This is a genomic window from Streptomyces sp. NPDC051987 (assembly GCF_040680735.1).
Lineage (GTDB): Bacteria > Actinomycetota > Actinomycetes > Streptomycetales > Streptomycetaceae > Streptomyces.
Map to the genome: position 1 here is coordinate 25,707 of NZ_JBFAXI010000037.1, position 17,710 is coordinate 43,416.

The following is a 17,710-nucleotide window of genomic DNA, read 5'->3' on the forward strand; positions in this document are numbered from 1 at the left end:
TGACCATGCGGGAACTGACGCACCGTCGGGTCCGGTTACGCCGAACCGGTGGCCCCGCCGGGCGGTGCGGGCGCCGGGCGCGGCGTACGCTTGCGCGGGTGAACGCCACCGATCGCACCCCTGCCGACCTGCTGCGTTCCGCGCTCGCCGCGGACCCCGGACGCCCCCTGGTGACCTTCTACGACGACGCGACGGGCGAACGCGTCGAATTGTCCGTGGCCACCTTCGCCAATTGGGTGGCGAAGACGGCGAATCTGTTGCAGGGCGACCTCGGGGCGGGGCCTGGTGACCGGGTGGCCCTGCTGCTGCCGGCGCACTGGCAGACGGCGGTGTGGCTGCTGGCCTGTTCGTCGGTGGGCGCGATCGCCGACGTGGCCGGGGAGCCGGGGGCGGCCGACGTGGTCGTCAGCGGGCCGGACTCGCTGGAGGCGGCTCGGGCGTGCCGGGGAGAGCGGGTCGCTCTCGCGCTGCGGCCGCTGGGTGGGCGGTTCCCGCAGACGCCGGAGGGATTCGTCGACTATGCCGTCGAGGTGCCGGGGCAGGGGGACCGGTTCGTGCCGTTCGCGCCGGTGGATCCGGAGGAGGCCGCGCTGATCGTGGCGGGGGCGGAGCTGAGTGGGGCCGAGGTCGTGGAGCGGGCGCTCGGGGATGCGGCGGGGCTGGATCTGACCGGGCCGGGGTCGCGGTTGCTGTCGGGGCTGGGGTACGACACGTGGGAGGGGTTGAGCGCGGGGTTGTACGCGCCGCTGGTGGTGGGCGGGTCGGTGGTGTTGTGCCGGCATCTGGATCAGCTGGGGGAGGAAGGGATCGCCAAGCGGATCGAGAGTGAGCGGGTGACTGCGTCGGCGCGGTGAGGCCGTGTTTCGGCTGCGGCCGCGTCGGCGCGGTGAGGCCGTGTTTCGGCTGCGGCCGCGTGGGGGCCGTTCGCGCAGTTCCCCGCGCCCCCAAGACGGTGGGACCAGGCACCCCCCGCCAGCAGCCGACGCCCGCCCGGCCAGGCGTAACCAGACACCCCCCGGCAGCAACCGACGCCCGCCCAGCCAGGCCGGAACAGGCGCCCCGGCAGCAGCGGGCGCCCGTCGAGCCGGGTGGGTCACACGGGTGGAGCAGTTGTCGCCGCTTCTGGGGCCGGGGCGAGGCACTGTTGAGGGGTGACCGACGTCGTAGGGGCATCCGCCACCGGGGACGGGCTTGCCCGGCGGCGTCGGCGGTGTTGGGTGCGGGGGGTGGCCCTCGGTGCGGGCGTGCTGCTCGTGGGGGCCGTCGGCGGCGGCTGGGCGCTGTACGCGAAGCTCAGTCACAACATCACCGCCGACGAGGCGGCGGAGGCCGAGCTCGCCCGGTACGAGCGGGAACGGCCCACCGCGCTGGTGCGGGACGCGCAGAACATCCTCCTCATCGGGTCGGACACCCGCGCCGGGAACGGCAACGGCCGCTACGGCAAGGACTCGGGCACCCAGCGCTCCGACACCACGATCCTGCTGCATCTGGCCCGCGACCGGCGCAGCGCCACCGCCGTCTCGCTGCCCCGGGACCTGATGGTGCACGTGCCCGGCTGCCTGCGTGCCGACGGACGGCGCAGCGAGCCCTCGTTCACGCTGTTCAACTCGGCTTTCGAGGTGGGGGGTTCGGCCTGCACCATCCGCACCGTAGAGAAGCTCACGAACATCCGGATCGATCACCACGTGGTCGTCGACTTCAGCGGGTTCAAGAACGTGGTGGACGCGGTCGACGGGGTGCAGGTGTGCCTGAAGAAGCCGATCGACGACAAGGCGGCGAAGCTGCGGCTGCCCGCCGGGCGGGTCACCCTCGACGGGGAGCAGGCGCTGGGGTACGTGCGGGCGCGCAAGTCGCTCGGGGACGGCAGTGACACCGGGCGGATGGAGCGCCAGCAGCAGTTCCTGGGCGCGCTCGTCAACAAGGTGCGGAGCAGTGACGTACTGCTGAATCCGGCCAAGCTCTATCCGCTGCTGGACGCGGCGACCTCCGCGCTCACCACCGATCCGGAGCTGGCCAGTCTGCGCGGGCTGTACCAGCTGGTGCGCGGGATACGGGAGATCCCCACAGACCAGGTGCAGTTCCTGACCGTGCCGCGGGAGCCGTACGTGTACGACTCCAACCGGGACCAGTTGGTGACGGGCCGGGCGGACGCCCTGTTCGCCCTGTTGCGGGCGGACCGGCCGGTGCGGATCGCCAAGAAGAACGCCTCCTCCGAGAACTCCTCGACGCCCACGTTCCGCGGTAAAACCGCCGCCGAGGACAGTTGCGCGTAAAGCACGCGCCAAGGCGGCGAACTTCCGGGCCGTTCGTTGTCAGTTAAATGAGGTGGATTGCCCGCTTGTAGGGAGGATGAATTTGTCACTGGCGTCACTTGACGCTGAACTGGGCGGATAGTGTGAGCGCTCCGGTGCATCCGGCCGCGAGGTCCGTCCTGGGGTCGCGCACCGCGAAACGTGACCGAGCGCCTTGGTGGGGGGAAGGCGCCGCGTGGCCCCGACGGAGGATTCGGACAACCGTGGACGCGCAAGGCCGTGGGCGGGCGGACAACATCGATCCCGCAGACCAGTGGGTGCTCAATCCGAACACCGGCGAATACGAACTGCGACTGACACCTTCCGCACCGCAGTCGTCGGTCCCCGGGCCGCGCAGACCGGCCTCGCCGGGCGTCGGCGCGGGCGGCAGGCGGGAGACCGTGAGCCCGGACGTGCCGGCGCAGCGCAGGCGGCGGGCCGAGCCGGAGCCGCCCGCGGGGCGGCGTTCGCGGCGGCCGGTGAAGAAGAAGTCGAAGGCGAAGAAGGCCCTGCTGTGGACCGGCGGGTCGATGGCCTTCGTCCTGGTCGCCGTCTCGGCCGCCGGCTACCTCTACATCAAGCACCTCAACGACAACATCACGTCCGTCTCCGACGACGGCGCGAGCACCGGTGGTTTCAGCAAGGACAAGGCGATCAACCTGCTGATCATCGGCACCGACAAGCGGACGGGCGCCGGCAACGAGGGCTACGGCGACGCCGGCAGCGTCGGGCACGCCGACACCACGATCCTGCTGCACATCTCCAAGGACCGCTCGAACGCCACCGCGTTGAGCATTCCGCGTGACCTGATCGTCGACGTGCCCGACTGCCAGACGCAGCAGTCGGACGGGACCGAGAAGGTGATCGCGGGCACCGAGAACGTCCGCTTCAACACCAGCCTCGGCCAGGACGGCCGTACCGCCAGCTGCACCGTGCGCACGGTGACCGAGCTGACCGGGATCCAGGCCGACAACTTCATGGTGGCCGACTTCAACGCGGTCAAGACGCTGACCGACGCGGTCGGCGGGGTGGAGGTCTGCCTCGGCAAGGACATCGACGACAAGCAGTCGCACCTGAAGCTGTCCAAGGGCACCCACAAGATCTCCGGCGAGACCGCGCTGGCGTTCGTGCGCACTCGGCACTCGGTCGGCTTCGGCGGCGACCTGAGCCGGATCCAGCTGCAACAGCAGTTCCTGAGCGCCCTGATGCGCAAACTCAGCTCCAACTCGACGCTCACCAGCCCGACCAAGCTGCTGAAGCTGGCCGAGGTCGGCACCAAGGCGCTCACCGTCGACTCCCAGCTGGACAGCATCGGCAAGCTGAAGGACCTCGGTCTGGAGCTCGGCAAGCTCAACCCGAAGAACCTGACCTTCACCACCGTCCCGGTGCTGGACAACCCGGCGGAGAAGGTGAAGGCGACCGTCGTGCTCAACGAGACCAAGGCCCCCGCCGTCTTCCAGGCGATCAAGGACGACGTCTCCTTCACGGCCGTCAAGAAGAAGCAGGCCCAGGCCAGCAAGGACGCGGCGGCCGCCCGCCTGGAGGGCAGCAAGTCGGCGGCCTCCGAGGTGCGGGTGCGGATCCTCAACGGCGGGGCTCCGGCCGGCAGCGCCCAGGAGACCCTCAGCTGGCTGCAGAACCAGCAGGGCGTCCTCAAGTCGGAGAACGCCGGCAACGCGCCCGCCGAACTCGGCAGGACCACCCTGGAGTACGCGCCCGACCAGGCCGCCCAGGCGCGTGAACTGGCCAGTCTCATGGGGCTGTCCGGCTCCGCGATGAAGCCCGGCAAGAGCGTGATCAACTCCCAGGGTCTGCCCGCGATCACCCTGACGCTGGGCAAGGACTTCCAGGGAGCGGGAGTCTCCCTCACCACCCCGACGAAGGCGCCGGACGTGGACAGCAAGACGACGGCGGACAAGGTGACCTGCGCCAAGTAGGGCGCGGCGACGAAGAGTCACGCGACACGACCACCAAGTAACCGCGAACAAGCAGGTAACCCTATGGGTCCGTCGTGCGTCTAACCGGGCGCGGGGCGGACCCGCGTGGTCCGTGTGACGTCCGACGGGGGGGCGTGACGGCGGACCGGTGCGCGCAGGGCGCAGGGTGGGGAGGGCAGGGCGTTGACGCAGAGCGATGTGCGGGGGGAGGTGCCTGCGGTCGAGGACACGATGTCCCTCGCACCGAAGGCATCCGGGACCACGGGCAGACCCGGGCCCGGCGGCGCGCGCCGCAAGGGCGGCTCGGCGGGCGGACCGGGCGGCGCCTCGTCCGACGGGCCGAACGGCGGCCGGAGTGACGGCCGGACCGGGCGGGGCGGGCGCGGCCGGCGAGTGCTGCGCTGGTCGGCGACCGTGCTCTCGGTGGTGGTCCTCGGCACGGCCGGGGCCGGCTACCTGTACTACCAGCACCTGAACGGCAACATCCACAAGGGCGAGCGCAGCAGCGGTGACGCCAAGGCGCGCAAGACCGCGGCCAACGCGGCCGGTCAGACGCCGATGAACATCCTGCTGATCGGCTCCGACAGCCGTAACTCCGACGAGAACGTGAAGCTCGGCGGCGCCAAGTACGACCGGGGCAGCCCGCCGCTCGGTGACGTGCAGATGCTGATCCACCTGTCGGCGGACCGCAAGAGCGCCGCCATGGTGAGCATCCCCCGGGACACCAGGGTCGACATACCCAAGTGCACGGACCCCAAGACCGGCAAGGTGTACCCGGCGACCAACACCATCATCAACGAGTCGCTGGCCCGCGGCGGCGCCGGCTGCACGCTGGCCACCTGGGAGAACCTCACCGGGGTCTACATCGACCACTGGATCACGATCGACTTCTCGGGCGTGGTGAACATGGCGGACGCCATCGGCGGCGTCGACGTCTGTGTGAAGCAGAACGTGTGGGACCGGCCGACGGCCGCGGTGCCCGGCGGCTCCGGGCTGAAGATGACGGCCGGCACGCACAAGGTGAAGGGCGAGAAGGCCCTGCAGTGGCTGCGCACCCGGCACGCCTGGGGCAGCGACCTGATGCGGGCCCGCGCCCAGCACATGTACCTGAACTCGATGATCCGGACACTGAAGGGGCAGAACGTCTTCACCGACACCGGCAGGCTGATGGACCTGGCCGAGGCGGCCACCAAGTCCCTGACGGTCTCCGAGGAGATCGGCACCCCCAAGAAGCTCTACGACCTGGGCATGCAGCTGAAGTCGGTGCCGACCAACCGTGTCACCAGCCTGACGATGCCGAACGTCCAGGACCCGCAGAACAGGGACCACGTGGTGCCGGAGACCGCCGGCGCCGACCGGATCTGGCAGATGCTGCGCGACGACGTGGCACTCGACAAGAACGGCTCCGCCGCGGAGAGCGGCAAGAAGAAGGCCACGGCGAGCGCCCGGCCCACCAAGGCGCCGTCCGTCGCCGCGGGCAGCCTGGGGGTGCTGGTGCGCAACGCCACCGGCAGCGCCACCGAGGCCCCGGTCAGCGGCCGCGCGCGGGCGCTGGCCCAGAAACTGGTCGCCAAGGGCTACGGCAGGGCGGCGGCGGACACCTCGGTCGCCGCGGAGTCGGCGGAGAAGACGGTCGTCCAGTACCCGAGCGCGGACCTTGCCGGCGACGCCCAGGCGGTCGCCGAGGCCCTGGGCATCCCGGTGAGCCAGGTGCAGCAGACCACCGACGTGTCAGGGGTCACGCTGGTCGTGGGCACCGACTGGCGGGACGGGACGACGTACCCGAAGCAGTCCGCGCCGAAGGCCGGTGACCTGCCGGACAACGCCGACGCGATCAACGGCTCGGACACCAAGCAGTGCATGGACGTATACGCGCCCTACCGCTGGTAGCGCGGCGCACAGGTCCGCACAGGCGGACACAGGTGACTCCTAAGCCGCTGCACGACACTGCCGCCGTGTCAGGTGCCCGGACGTTCCGGGTGTGGTGCCAGGGCGATCGGGAGGGCGGGCGACGTGGTGCGCAGCAGTGTGCGGGGGGAGGTGTCCGAGGTGCTGTCCACGGTCGCGGACACCATGCCCCTCACCCCACAGGACGGTGACGGCCGGCCGGACAGACCCGGCGCGGACGGCGACCGCGGACGCCGCGGCCGCCGGATCGTCCGCTGGTCGGCCGCGCTCCTGGCGCTGGCCATGGCCGGCACGGCCACCGCCGGATACCTGTACTACGAACACCTCAACGGCAACATCAAGAAGGAGAACCTCACCAACGCCGACGCCAAGGACCGGGCCACCGCCACGAAGGCGAACGCGGCCGGCCAGACCGCGCTGAACATCCTGCTGATCGGCTCCGACGCCCGGAACACCGCGGAGAACGTGAAGCTCGGCGGGGCCAGGGACATCGGCACCGCCGCCCGCGCCGACGTCCAGATGCTGCTGCACCTCTCCGCCGACCGCACCAACATGTCGGTGGTGTCCATGCCGCGCGACACCCTGGTCTCCATCCCCAAGTGCACCGACCCCGACACCGGCACGGTGTACCCGGCCACCACCGGCACCATGACCAACGCGTCCCTAGAACGCGGCGGGCCCGGCTGCACGGTGGCCACCTGGGAGAAGCTGACCGACATCCACATCGACCACTTCATGATGGTCGACTTCTCGGGCGTGGTGTCCATGGCGGACGCGATCGGCGGGGTCCCGGTCTGCGTGGACGCCGACATCTACTCGCACACCTCCTCGGGCCACGGCTCAGGTCTGAAGCTCAGAAAGGGCACGACCTCGGTCAAGGGAAAGCAGGCCCTGCAGTGGCTGCGCACCCGCTACGGCTTCGAGGACGGCAGCGACATAGCCCGGACCAAGGCCCAGCACATGTACATGAACTCGATGGTCCGCCAGCTGCGGTCCAACGCCACCCTGAGCAACCCGGACAGGCTGCTGGCGCTCGCCGAGACGGCCACCAGAGCGCTCACTGTCGACACCGGCCTCGGCTCGGTCACCAAGCTCTACGACCTGAGCAAGGAGCTGAAGAAGGTCCCCACCGACCGCATCACCATGACGACGATGCCGTACGTGTACTCCTCCGACGGCAACCGTGTCCTGCCCAAGCCCGCCGACGCCGCCAAGCTGTGGCGGCTGGTCCGCGAAGACATCGCGCTGGACGGCAAGGACGAGAAGAAGACTACGAAGACGACGAAGACACCGAAGACGACCACGACCGCGACGAAGGTCAGCGACAAGGCCGCGGCCGACGACAGGATCGCCGTGCGGGTGCAGAACGGCACCCGGAGCGGCACCGAGTCTGCCGTCACCGGCCGGGCCGCCGCCGTCGCCGAGCTGCTGGCCGGCAAGGGCTTCACCAGGGCGGCGGCCGACGGCTCGGCGTCGCGGGGCGAGGAACGGACACTGGTCCGCTACCCGAGCGCGGACCTGGCGGGCGACGCCCGGCGGGTCGCCGAGGCGCTCGGCATCCCGGCCGCCCAGGTGCGGAAGTCGACCTCCGCCGACGGCGTCACCCTGGTCGTCGGCGCCGACTGGCGCTCGGGCGCCACGTACACCGCCACCGCCGACGACGACACCACCCCGGCCTCGGCGAACGCCCTCAACGCCGCGGACACCACGGCGTGCATGCACGTCGACCCGGACTACTCCTGGTGACGCCCACGCCGCCCGAGGCACCCAAGGCACCCGAAGCGTCCGAGACGCCGGTGCTCAGTTCGAGGAGGGGCTGAGCACCGCGGGGCGCCGGGACGCGATGACCCGCTTCGCCAGCGACCTGGGGCTGGTCAGGAAGCCGTACCCCCACGACATGTGCATGGTGGCGAGGGCGACGGGGATCTGCAGCCGCGCCTTCAGCGACAGCCCCTTTCCGGCCGGGAGGGACCCGGCGGCGATCGCCGCGAGGTAGCCGCCGGGGACGACGAACCCGAACGGGGTGACCAGCGCCCCCACGACGATCCCCGCGGCTATCGCGCACACCGCGGTCGGCGGGGCGAGGTAGCGCAGGTTGATGGAGCCCTCGTGGTAGCGGGCGACGACGTGCCGCCAACGCCCGTAGTCCTTGTACTGCTTGGCGAGCGCCTTCACGCTCGGCCGCGGCCGGTACGACACCCGCAGCTCCGGCGAGAACCAGATCAGCCCGCCGGCCTCGCGGATCCGGAAGTTCAGCTCCCAGTCCTGGGCGCGGATGAACTCCTCGTTGTAGCCGCCCTGTTGCTCCAGCGCCTCGCGCCGGAAGACGCCCAGGTAGACCGTCTCGGCGGGACCGGCCGCACCACCCGTGTGGAAGGCCGCGTTCCCCACGCCGATCTTCGAGGTCATGGCCGCCGCGACCGCCTGCTCCCAGGCGGTCTCGCCCTCGGCGTGCATGATGCCGCCGACGTTCTGCGCGCCGGTCTCCGCCAGGAGCCGTACGGCGGTCGCGATGTAGTCCGGCGAGAGCATGCCGTGGCCGTCGACGCGGACCACGATCGGATGCCGGGAGGCCTTGATCGCGGCGTTCAGCGCGGCCGGGGTGCGCCCGGTCGGGTTCGGGACGGTGTGCACGCGGGGATCTTCGGCCACGAGCTCGGCCGCGATCTCGTCCGTACGGTCCTTGGAGGGACCGAGGGCGATGACGACCTCCAGCTCGCCGGCGTACTCCTGCGCGAGGATCGCTTGGACGGCCCCGCGCAGATGCCGCTCCTCGTCGAGGACGGGCATGATCACAGAAACAGCGGGGTGCCGCACGTCGGGCTTGGCGTTCATAGGGGGCTCACGTTACCGCGAACGGGGGACACGGGTGCGCGCCGCATGGGCGGCGGGGCGGGCTGAAGGTCGTATCGGCCTACCGTGCTCACGGATCCCACGTACGGCCTCGTCCGGAGGTGTCCTTTGTCCGCCAGCCCGCCCCGGTCCCCCGTCCGGCCCGCCCGGCCGCAGCGCCCCGCACAACCCACCCGTCAGGCCCCGCGGCCGCCGGTACGACCCCGAAGGCCCCGGCGGCCGCGCTGGGCCATGCGGGCGGTCAGCACACTCTCGGTGGTGGTGCTGGCCTCGGCCGGGATCGGTCACTCGGTGATGGCCGGGCTGGACGCGGACATCACCCGGGTGGACCCCTTCAAGGACATGAAGAACCGTCCCGCCGCGGGCCACGGCATGAACGTGCTGCTGGTCGGCACCGACGGCCGCGACAGGATCACCGAGCGGGAGCGGCGCAGGTACCGGCTGGGGGGAGCGCCCTGCCACTGCACCGACACGATCATGATCGTGCACATCTCGGCGGACCGGGAGCGCGCCACGGTGGTCAGCCTGCCGCGCGACTCGTACGCCGAGGTGCCCGCCCGCGTCGACGAGACCACGCACCGCCCGCGCCCGGCCCACCCCATCAAGCTGAACGCGGCCTACGCGGAGGGCGGCCCGCAGCTGACCGTCCGCACCGTCGAGGACCTGACCCATCTGAAGATCGACCACTACCTGGAGGTCGACTTCATCACGTTCATGCGCACCGTCGACGTGCTCGGCGGGGTCCAGGTCTGCACCGCACAGCCCCTGAAGGACTCCTACACCGGCCTGAACCTCTCCCCCGGCACCCACGTCCTGCACGGCGGCCAGGCACTGCAGTACGTCCGCGCCCGGCACGTCGACGCGGCGAGCGACCTGGGCCGGATGAAGCGGCAGCAGCGGTTCCTGGCGTCGCTGATCGAGCGGGCCACGTCGAGCGGGGTGCTGCTCAACCCGATCAGGTTCCGGGACGTGACGCGGGCGGTGCTCGGGTCGGTACGGGCCGACACGGGCTTCGGCACGGACGAGCTGCTGGACCTCGGCCGGGCCATGCGCAACTTCTCGCCGTCCTCGTCCGAGTTCACGACCGTCCCCGTCGCGCAGATGGGGTACGCCGTGAAGGGCGTCGGCTCGACGCTGAAGTGGGACCGGGCCGGGGCGGACCGGCTGTTCCGGTCCCTGCGCGACGACCAGCCGATCGCGCCGCCCGCGCCGGCGCATGCGCCCACACACCCGCCGCAGCCGCAGCCGCAGCCGCAGCCGCAGCCGCAGGGGCCACCGCCGGCGACGGTGGAGGTGGCGCCCGCCGGGATCCGGGTCCAGGTGGAGAACGGCACGACCACGGCGGGGCTGGCCCGGCGGATGGACGCGGCGCTGGCAGCGGCGGGCTTCGCGACGAACCACCGGCCGGTGGGTGCCGCCCGGCGCGACCTGAGGCGGACGGTGGTCTCCTTCGACCCGCGCTGGGACCGCTCGGCCCGCTCGCTGGCCGCGGCCCTGCCGGGCAGCGTCCTGCGGGCCGTGCCGGGGCTGGGGCCGGTGCTGCGGGTGACGGTGGGGGCGGACTTCACGGGGGCGGTGCGGAAGGTGCGGGTGGACGAGCCGGCGCCGCGGGGAGAGGCTTCTGTCATCCGCGGCGACGAGAAGGTGTGCTGACGGTTGTGTGCCGGGTACCGGCCGGTGGGGGCTGGTCGCGCAGTTCCCCGCGCCCCTGAAGGGGCGCACTGCAGCCCCCTTTTTTCAGGGGCGCGGGGAGCTGTCCGACCAGCCACGACAGCGCCGCGCCCGACCGGCCGCCGTCGTCCTAGTCCACGTAACCCTCCGCCACCCTGCGCTCGCGCAGCTCGCGGATCTCCCGGCGTCTCGCCAGCCGGTGCGTGCGCCTGATCTGGGCCTCCTGGTAGCGGCGGCGGTCCCGGTCGGTCTCCGGGAGCACCGGCGGCACCCGGCGCGGCTTGCCGTCCGCGTCGACCGCCGCGAAGACCAGGTAGGCCGAGCCGACCTGGGTGGCGGGCGCCGACTCGTTCCAGCGCTCGGCGAGGACCCGCACCCCCACCTCCATCGACGTCCGGCCGGTCCAGTTGACCTGGGCCTTGACGTGGACGAGGTCACCGACGCGGACCGGCTCCAGGAACGCCATCTCGTCCATGGACGCGGTGACCGCGGGACCGCCCGAGTGGCGGCCGGCGACCGCGCCCGCCGCGTCGTCCACGAGCTTCATGATCACACCGCCGTGCACCGTGCCGAGAAGGTTGGTGTCGTTGTGGGTCATGATGTGGCTCAGCGTGGTCCGGGACGCGGACGTCGGCTTGCCGGGTATGTCGGATTCCGCCTCGGGGGCCTGGTCTGTCATGGCCCCCACCTTATGCCGAGGCGACAATCCCGGAATTTTGTGTCGGCTTCGCAACAGGGGTGCCCTGATTTTCCGACGACCCTTGTAAGAGGCATGGCCGCTGCCTGCACACTGGGGCCCATGAGCGAATGGCCCCAGGGATGGTCGGACGACAACCGCGGCGACCGGTACGGACGCGGAAGCGCGAGCGCGCAGCCTGAGGGCGCCCGCGTGATGCGCCAGGTACGGCGCGGGGAGCCGTCGGCACCGCCGTACGGCGCCCCGCAGCAGGGCGGCGGCGGTTACTACGCCGGGGTCCCGCAGCAGCAGTCGTACGACGGCGGCTACGACGGCGGTGCCGGGTACGACGGCTACGACAGCGGGTACAACACCGGCCAGGTCTACGGCGGCGGCCCCGGCGGCGGGGGCCCCGGCGGCACCCAGGAGCGCGGTCCGCGCCCGGCCGCCAACTGGCGCAAGCGGATCAAGTGGACGGCGATCGTCGTCGTCAGCGTGCTGATCGTCACATCCGTCTCGACCTACTTCTGGGCCGACTCCAAGCTGCACCGGGACGTCGACCTGTCCAAGGTCATCGACCGGCCCGCGGCGGGCAAGGGCACCAACTACCTGATCGTCGGCTCCGACAGCCGCAAGGGCATGTCGGCCGAGGAGAAGAAGAAGCTGCACACCGGGTCGGCCGAGGGCCAGCGCACCGACTCGATGATGATCCTGCACGTCGGCGACAACGGCGACACGCTGGTCTCGCTCCCCCGTGACTCGAACGTGGAGATCCCCTCCTACAAGGGGTCGACGTCCGGCAAGGTCTACCCGAACACCGGCCGGTACACGAAGCTGAACGCGGCCTACGCCGAGGACGGCCCGACCCTCCTCGTCCGCACGGTCGAGTTCAACACCGGTCTGCACATCGACCACTACGTGGAGATCGGCTTCGCCGGCTTCGCGGACATCGTGGACGCGGTCGGCGGTGTCACGATCACCATCGACAAGGGCTTCAAGGACAGTTACTCGGGCGCGAACTTCAAGGCCGGCAAGCAGACCCTGAACGGCGAGGAGGCGCTGGCCTTCGTCCGCACCCGGCACGCCTTCGCCGCGTCCGACCTGCAACGCACCAAGAACCAGCAGAAGTTCCTGGCGGCCCTGGCCCACCAGGTGGCCACCCCGTCGACGATCCTGAACCCCTTCAAGCTCTACCCGACCCTCGGCGCGGGCCTCGACTCCCTCACCGTCGACAAGGACATGAGCCTGTGGGACCTGGCGTCGATGTTCTTCGCGATGAAGGACGTCAACGGCGGCGACGGCGTGTCCATGAACATGCCGATCTCCGGCTCCGTCAACGGGAACCTCGTCTGGGACAAGGCGAAGATGAAGACCCTGGTGGACGAACTGAAGAACGACGAGAAGGTCACCGTCTCCGGCAACTGAGCCCGCCCGGCGGCAGCAGCCACCGCGTCCCCCTAGGCGGACACCAGGGGCCTCCGGCCGGAGGCCCCTGGGCGGCCTTGCGGCGGGTGTCACATGGGCATGGTCGCCATGGAGCGGCACATCTCGGCGCAGCGGCGACACGCCTCCGCGCAGCGCTTCAGCTGGGGGTCGTCGGGCATCGACATACACGCCTCGGCGCACATGTCGCACGCCTTCGCGCACATCGCACACATCTCGGGCGACAGCGGCGAGCGCCGCATCATCATGTCGGCGCACATGCGGGTCGTCTCCGAGCAGTCCATCAGGGCGCGGATGATGCGCATGGGGGCCTGGCCGCCCTCCATCGACATGCAGGAGCTCAGGGTCTCCTCGCACATCGTGTGCGTGGCCATGCACATGTTGACGCACTCCTGCATCTGCTTGGACATGGCCGTCATGGGTCCGGTCTGGGTCATGGCTCCTCCAGGTGGGGGGCGGGGTCCGGGGTGGTCCCTGTGTGCTTCCCGTCCTAAGCCCGACCCTCCGGTAGTGCCATTCGAGAGCGCCAACGGTGAAGGCGCCCCGGGGGGCGCCTCACCTGACCCGCCTGCCGCTACGGCAGGTTGCGGGCCATCACGATCCGCTGAACTTGGTTCGTGCCTTCGTAAATCTGGGTGATCTTCGCGTCGCGCATCATGCGCTCGACCGGGTAGTCGCGGGTGTAGCCGTAGCCGCCGAGGAGTTGGACGGCGTCGGTGGTGACCTCCATGGCGACGTCGGAGGCGTAGCACTTGGCGGCGGCGCCCTGGAAGGTGAGGTCGGCGTCGCCGCGCTCGGAGGCGGCCGCGGCCTGGTAGGTGAGGGCGCGGGCGGCGGCGATCTTCATGGCCATGTCGGCGAGCATGAACTGGATGCCCTGGAAGTCGGCGATCGGCTTGCCGAACTGCTTGCGCTCCTGGACGTAGCCCTTGGCGTAGTCGAGGGCGCCCTGGGCGACGCCGAGGGCCTGGGCGGCGATGGTGATCCGGGTGTGGTCCAGGGTCTTCATCGCGGTGGCGAAGCCGGTGCCCTCCGCGCCGATCATGCGGTCGGCGGGGATGCGGACGTTGTCCAGGTAGACCTCGCGGGTCGGCGAGCCCTTGATGCCGAGCTTCTTCTCCGGGGCGCCGAAGGAGACGCCCTCGTCGGCCTTCTCGACGACGAAGGCGGAGATGCCCTTGGTGCGCTTGGCCGGGTCGGTGACCGCCATGACGGTGTAGTAGTCGGAGACGCCGGCGTTGGTGATCCAGCGCTTCACGCCGTTGAGGACGTAGTGGTCGCCGTCGCGGACCGCCTTCGTCTTCATGCCGCCGGCGTCGGAGCCCGCGTCCGGCTCGGAGAGGCAGTACGAGAACATGGCGTCGCCCTTGGCCAGCGGCGCGAGGTACTTCTTCTTCAGGTCCTCGGAGCCGGAGAGGATCACCGGGAGCGAACCCAGCTTGTTCACGGCCGGGATGAGGGAGGAGGAGACGCAGGCGCGGGCCACCTCCTCGATCACGATGACCGTGGCGAGCGCGTCGGCACCGGAGCCGCCGTACTCCTCGGGGACGTGGACGGCGTGCAGGTCGTTGGCGACCAGGGCGTCGAGCGCCTCCTGCGGGAAGCGGGCCTCCTCGTCCACCGCGGCTGCGTACGGGGCGATCTTCGCCTCGACCAGCGCGCGGACGACGTCCCGGAGCATGTCGTGCTCCTCGGACGGGCGGTACAGGTCGAAGTCAGCCGATCCGGCCAAGGTCTCTCACTCCAGACGCAGTGGTGCTGACGCTAATTACTGTTAAGTAACTCAAAGTTTAGAGCGCGGCCCACGGATAGGGCACGTGAGCTTGGCGACAGCGGGAAAGTTGCCCGGAACACGGCCCGGTTATGCTCGGGCCGCAGCCCGCACCGACCGTCCCCGAGCTGGAGCATTCATGAGCCTCAAGATCACTGTGATCGGCACCGGCTACCTCGGCGCCACGCATGCCGCGGCCATGGCCGAGCTGGGCTTCGAGGTGCTCGGGCTGGACGTCGTGCCCGAGAAGATCGCGATGCTGGAGCGCGGCGAGACCCCGATGTACGAACCGGGGCTCGACGAGCTGCTGCGCCGGCATGTGGCCGGGTTCGAGGGCTCCAGCGGGCGGCTGCGCTTCACCACCGACTGGGCCGAGGTCGGTGCCTTCGGTGACGTGCACTTCGTCTGTGTCAACACCCCGCAGAAGCACGGCGAGTACGCCTGCGACATGTCGTACGTCGACTCCGCGGTCGCGTCGCTGGCCCCGCACCTGACCGGGCCCGCGCTGGTCGTCGGCAAGTCGACGGTGCCGGTGGGTTCCGCGGAGCGGCTGGCCGCCTACCTCGCCGAGCACGCGCCGGCCGGGGCCGAGGCCGAACTGGCCTGGAACCCGGAGTTCCTGCGCGAGGGCTTCGCCGTCCAGGACACGCTGCGTCCCGACCGGATCGTGGTCGGGGTGCGCAGCGAGCGGGCCGAGAAGCTGCTGCGGGAGGTGTACGCGACGCCGGTCGGCGAGGGGACGCCGTTCGTGGTGACGGACTTCCCGACCGCGGAGCTGGTGAAGACCGCGGCGAACTCCTTCCTCGCGACCAAGATCTCCTTCATCAACGCGATGGCGGAGGTGTGCGAGGCCGCGGGCGGCGACGTGGCCAAGCTGGCGGAGGCGATCGGGTACGACGACCGGATCGGGAAGAAGTTCCTGCGTGCCGGGATCGGGTTCGGCGGTGGCTGTCTGCCGAAGGACATCCGTGCGTTCATGGCGCGGGCCGGTGAGCTCGGTGCCGACCAGGCGCTGACCTTCCTGCGCGAGATCGACTCCATCAACATGCGGCGCCGGGGGCAGATGGTCGAGATGGCCCGGGACGCGCTCGGCGGCGGGTCCTTCCTCGGGAAGCGGGTGGCGGTGCTCGGTGCGACGTTCAAGCCGGACTCGGACGACGTCCGGGACTCGCCGGCGCTGAACGTGGCGGGGCAGATCCATCTGCAGGGCGGGCAGGTGACGGTGTACGACCCGAAGGGGATGGGGAACGCGCGGAAGCTGTTCCCGACGCTCGGCTACGCCGGCAGCGCCGAGGAGTGTGTGCGGGGGGCTGACGTGGTGCTGCACCTGACCGAGTGGCGGGAGTTCAGGGAGCTGGATCCGGCGGCGTTGGGAGAGGTGGCCGCGGCGAAGGTGATCCTCGACGGGCGGAACGCGCTGGAGCCGGAGGCCTGGCGGCGAGCCGGGTGGACGTATCGCGCCATGGGGCGGCCGACCGCGTGAGGCTGCGGGTGCGTGGGGGCCGAGCGCGCCCGCGCGGCGGAGCCGCACAGTGATACCGCCCCGCGCCCCGTTCGGGGCGCTCCCGTGCGGGGCGCTTCGTCCACAGGGCATCCGCCCACGGTAGAGGGCAGAGGGCAGAGGGCAGAAAGGCGACACCGGTTCGGCCGAGGCTCAGTCGGCCGAACCGGTGTCTTGTTGCATTCTGCACCACGCGGCACACGCTTTTCCGGTGAACGGGCTGTGGTCTACCGCTCCTTGGCCCGGTAACGGCGCATTTTCTGGCGTGCCCCGCACACCTGCATGGAGCACCAGCGGCCGCGGCCGGCGGGGCTGCGGTCGTAGTAGGCCCAGTGGCAGGTGTCGGCCTCGCAGGCCTTGAGGCGGGTCCAGGTGCCCTCGACCAGGGCCATGGCGACGGCGGCGGCGATCCGGGAGAGGAGGGGGGCCGGGTCGGCGGGGGTGAGGGCAGCCGAGCCGTCGGCGGGGTCGACGGCGACGTACAGCGGGGCCTGTGCCAGCAGGTCGCTCAGGGGGATGACCTCGCGGTGCGGAGGGTACCCGGCGTGGGCGAGCAGGGAGGCGCGCAGGGACTCGCGCAGGGCGCGGGCGGGTGAGAGCTCGGCTTCCGTGATGCCGAGGCGTGCCCTGCCGTCCGCCGTGTCGAGCGTGTCGGTGCCCGACTCCAGGTCCAGCGTGTTGACCAGGGCCTCGACCAGGGCCAGGCCGCCCGGCGCGGGCGATCTCTCACTCATCCCTGCACGGTACCTCCGGAATCCGGTTGCGGCGTTACCACCGATGCGGGAGCATGCGGTAACGGCAGTTACTGGTTGAACGGCTTTGCAGGTAACTCCGACTTCGAGGAGGAAGTCATGGCTCTCGCCAAGCTCGGTGTCGTCGTCCTGGACTGTCCCGACCCGGCCGCGCTCGCCGGCTTCTACGCCGGGGTGCTGGGCGGCAGTGTCGAGGGGGACGGGGACTGGGTGGACCTGGCGGTGCCCGGCGGGCAGGCGCTGGCGTTCCAGAAGGCGCCCGGATTCGTGGCGCCGAAGTGGCCCGCGCCCGACGACTCGCAGCAGTTCCACCTGGACCTGGTGGTGGACGACCTGGACGCGGCCGAGAAGGGGGTGCTGGAGCTGGGCGCGAAGCCGCTGGACGCGGCGGACCGGGAGCGCAGTTTCCGGGTGTACGCCGACCCCGCGGGGCACCCGTTCTGTCTCTGTGCCGGCTGAGCTGAGGAGGCTCCCGATGTCCGTGGCGCGTCTGCGCAACGTCGTGCTCGACTGTCCCGACCCGGCCGCGCTGGCCGGCTTCTACGCCGCCGTGGCCGGTGGCACCCTGGTGGCCGAGGAGGCCGACTGGGTCGTGCTGAAGCTCCCCGACGGGCCGCGGCTGTGCTTCCAGCTGGCGGAGGGGTACACCCCGCCCGAGTGGCCGCGGGCCGACCTCAACTCCCAGCAGTTCCATCTCGACTTCGACGCGGGGCCGACGTGGGCGGACGTCGACGTGGCGGAGGAGAAGGTGCTGGCGCTGGGGGCGCGGCTGCTGCGGCGGGAGGCCGATCCGGTCGCGGAGGACTTCCGGGTGTACGCCGACCCGGCCGGCCATCCGTTCTGCCTGTGCCGGATCTCCTGAACCGGTCTTGTGCACCGAGGTCGGCCGACCCCGGCCAACCGAACC

General features: G+C 70.9%; 15 protein-coding genes. 10 read left to right on the plus strand and 5 right to left on the minus strand.

Annotation, left to right across the window (positions count from 1 at the left end):
* Positions 1 to 98 precede the first annotated feature (98 nt).
* The 5 genes from AB0M11_RS21085 (at position 99) to AB0M11_RS21105 (ending at position 7,882) form a co-directional block, all read left to right on the plus strand.
* A complete protein-coding gene (locus AB0M11_RS21085; protein ID WP_365707591.1) occupies positions 99 to 854 on the plus strand; it encodes a TIGR03089 family protein in 756 nt (251 codons plus the stop codon).
* Between the two features lie 297 nt (positions 855 to 1,151).
* Complete coding sequence (locus AB0M11_RS21090) at positions 1,152 to 2,273, plus strand: LCP family protein (protein WP_365707592.1); 1,122 nt, start codon at positions 1,152 to 1,154, stop codon at positions 2,271 to 2,273.
* Positions 2,274 to 2,515: 242 nt separating this feature from the next.
* A complete protein-coding gene (locus AB0M11_RS21095) occupies positions 2,516 to 4,228 on the plus strand; it encodes an LCP family protein (protein ID WP_365707594.1) in 1,713 nt (570 codons plus the stop codon).
* A gap of 231 nt (positions 4,229 to 4,459) precedes the next feature.
* Positions 4,460 to 6,118: an LCP family protein gene (locus AB0M11_RS21100; protein WP_365707690.1), complete on the plus strand. Its 1,659-nt coding sequence runs from the start codon at positions 4,460 to 4,462 to the stop codon at positions 6,116 to 6,118.
* A 183-nt stretch (positions 6,119 to 6,301) separates the two neighbouring features.
* Positions 6,302 to 7,882: an LCP family protein gene (locus tag AB0M11_RS21105; RefSeq protein ID WP_365707692.1), complete on the plus strand. Its 1,581-nt coding sequence runs from the start codon at positions 6,302 to 6,304 to the stop codon at positions 7,880 to 7,882.
* A gap of 54 nt (positions 7,883 to 7,936) precedes the next feature.
* Here the strand turns inward: AB0M11_RS21105 and AB0M11_RS21110 are convergent, their stop codons facing one another.
* A complete protein-coding gene (locus AB0M11_RS21110) occupies positions 7,937 to 8,971 on the minus strand; it encodes a glycosyltransferase family 2 protein (protein ID WP_365707596.1) in 1,035 nt (344 codons plus the stop codon).
* A gap of 249 nt (positions 8,972 to 9,220) precedes the next feature.
* Here AB0M11_RS21110 and AB0M11_RS21115 point away from each other — a divergent pair, with 249 nt between their 5' ends.
* Positions 9,221 to 10,642 carry an LCP family protein gene (locus AB0M11_RS21115; RefSeq protein ID WP_365707598.1) on the plus strand — a complete coding sequence of 474 codons (1,422 nt, stop codon included), beginning with the start codon at positions 9,221 to 9,223 and terminating at the stop codon, positions 10,640 to 10,642.
* Between the two features lie 148 nt (positions 10,643 to 10,790).
* Here AB0M11_RS21115 and AB0M11_RS21120 read toward each other — a convergent pair whose 3' ends face one another.
* The gene (locus AB0M11_RS21120; protein WP_365707600.1) at positions 10,791 to 11,339 is read right to left on the minus strand and encodes an acyl-CoA thioesterase; all 549 of its coding nucleotides are present in this window, start codon (positions 11,337 to 11,339) and stop codon (positions 10,791 to 10,793) included.
* A 120-nt stretch (positions 11,340 to 11,459) separates the two neighbouring features.
* Between AB0M11_RS21120 and AB0M11_RS21125 the strand changes: the two genes are divergently transcribed.
* Positions 11,460 to 12,761 (plus strand): LCP family protein, encoded by a 1,302-nt coding sequence (locus AB0M11_RS21125; protein ID WP_365707602.1) that lies wholly within the window; start codon positions 11,460 to 11,462, stop codon positions 12,759 to 12,761.
* A gap of 89 nt (positions 12,762 to 12,850) precedes the next feature.
* On the opposite strand, the gene AB0M11_RS21130 is transcribed toward AB0M11_RS21125, so the two are convergent.
* Together AB0M11_RS21130 and AB0M11_RS21135 are read right to left on the minus strand one after the other, a co-directional pair.
* Complete coding sequence (locus tag AB0M11_RS21130) at positions 12,851 to 13,216, minus strand: four-helix bundle copper-binding protein (RefSeq protein ID WP_365707604.1); 366 nt, start codon at positions 13,214 to 13,216, stop codon at positions 12,851 to 12,853.
* 137 nt (positions 13,217 to 13,353) lie between these two features.
* The gene (locus AB0M11_RS21135; protein WP_365707606.1) at positions 13,354 to 14,511 is read right to left on the minus strand and encodes an acyl-CoA dehydrogenase; all 1,158 of its coding nucleotides are present in this window, start codon (positions 14,509 to 14,511) and stop codon (positions 13,354 to 13,356) included.
* Positions 14,512 to 14,689: 178 nt separating this feature from the next.
* Between AB0M11_RS21135 and AB0M11_RS21140 the strand changes: the two genes are divergently transcribed.
* Positions 14,690 to 16,033, plus strand: coding sequence for a UDP-glucose/GDP-mannose dehydrogenase family protein (locus AB0M11_RS21140; protein WP_365707608.1), 1,344 nt, complete (start codon positions 14,690 to 14,692; stop codon positions 16,031 to 16,033).
* Between the two features lie 245 nt (positions 16,034 to 16,278).
* Here AB0M11_RS21140 and AB0M11_RS21145 read toward each other — a convergent pair whose 3' ends face one another.
* Positions 16,279 to 16,785 carry a CGNR zinc finger domain-containing protein gene (locus AB0M11_RS21145; RefSeq protein WP_365707610.1) on the minus strand — a complete coding sequence of 169 codons (507 nt, stop codon included), beginning with the start codon at positions 16,783 to 16,785 and terminating at the stop codon, positions 16,279 to 16,281.
* Between the two features lie 117 nt (positions 16,786 to 16,902).
* On the opposite strand from AB0M11_RS21145, the gene AB0M11_RS21150 reads away from it, so the two are divergent.
* Positions 16,903 to 17,262 (plus strand): VOC family protein, encoded by a 360-nt coding sequence (locus tag AB0M11_RS21150; protein ID WP_365707612.1) that lies wholly within the window; start codon positions 16,903 to 16,905, stop codon positions 17,260 to 17,262.
* Positions 17,263 to 17,278: 16 nt separating this feature from the next.
* The gene (locus tag AB0M11_RS21155; protein WP_365707614.1) at positions 17,279 to 17,665 is read left to right on the plus strand and encodes a VOC family protein; all 387 of its coding nucleotides are present in this window, start codon (positions 17,279 to 17,281) and stop codon (positions 17,663 to 17,665) included.
* Positions 17,666 to 17,710: the final 45 nt, after the last annotated feature.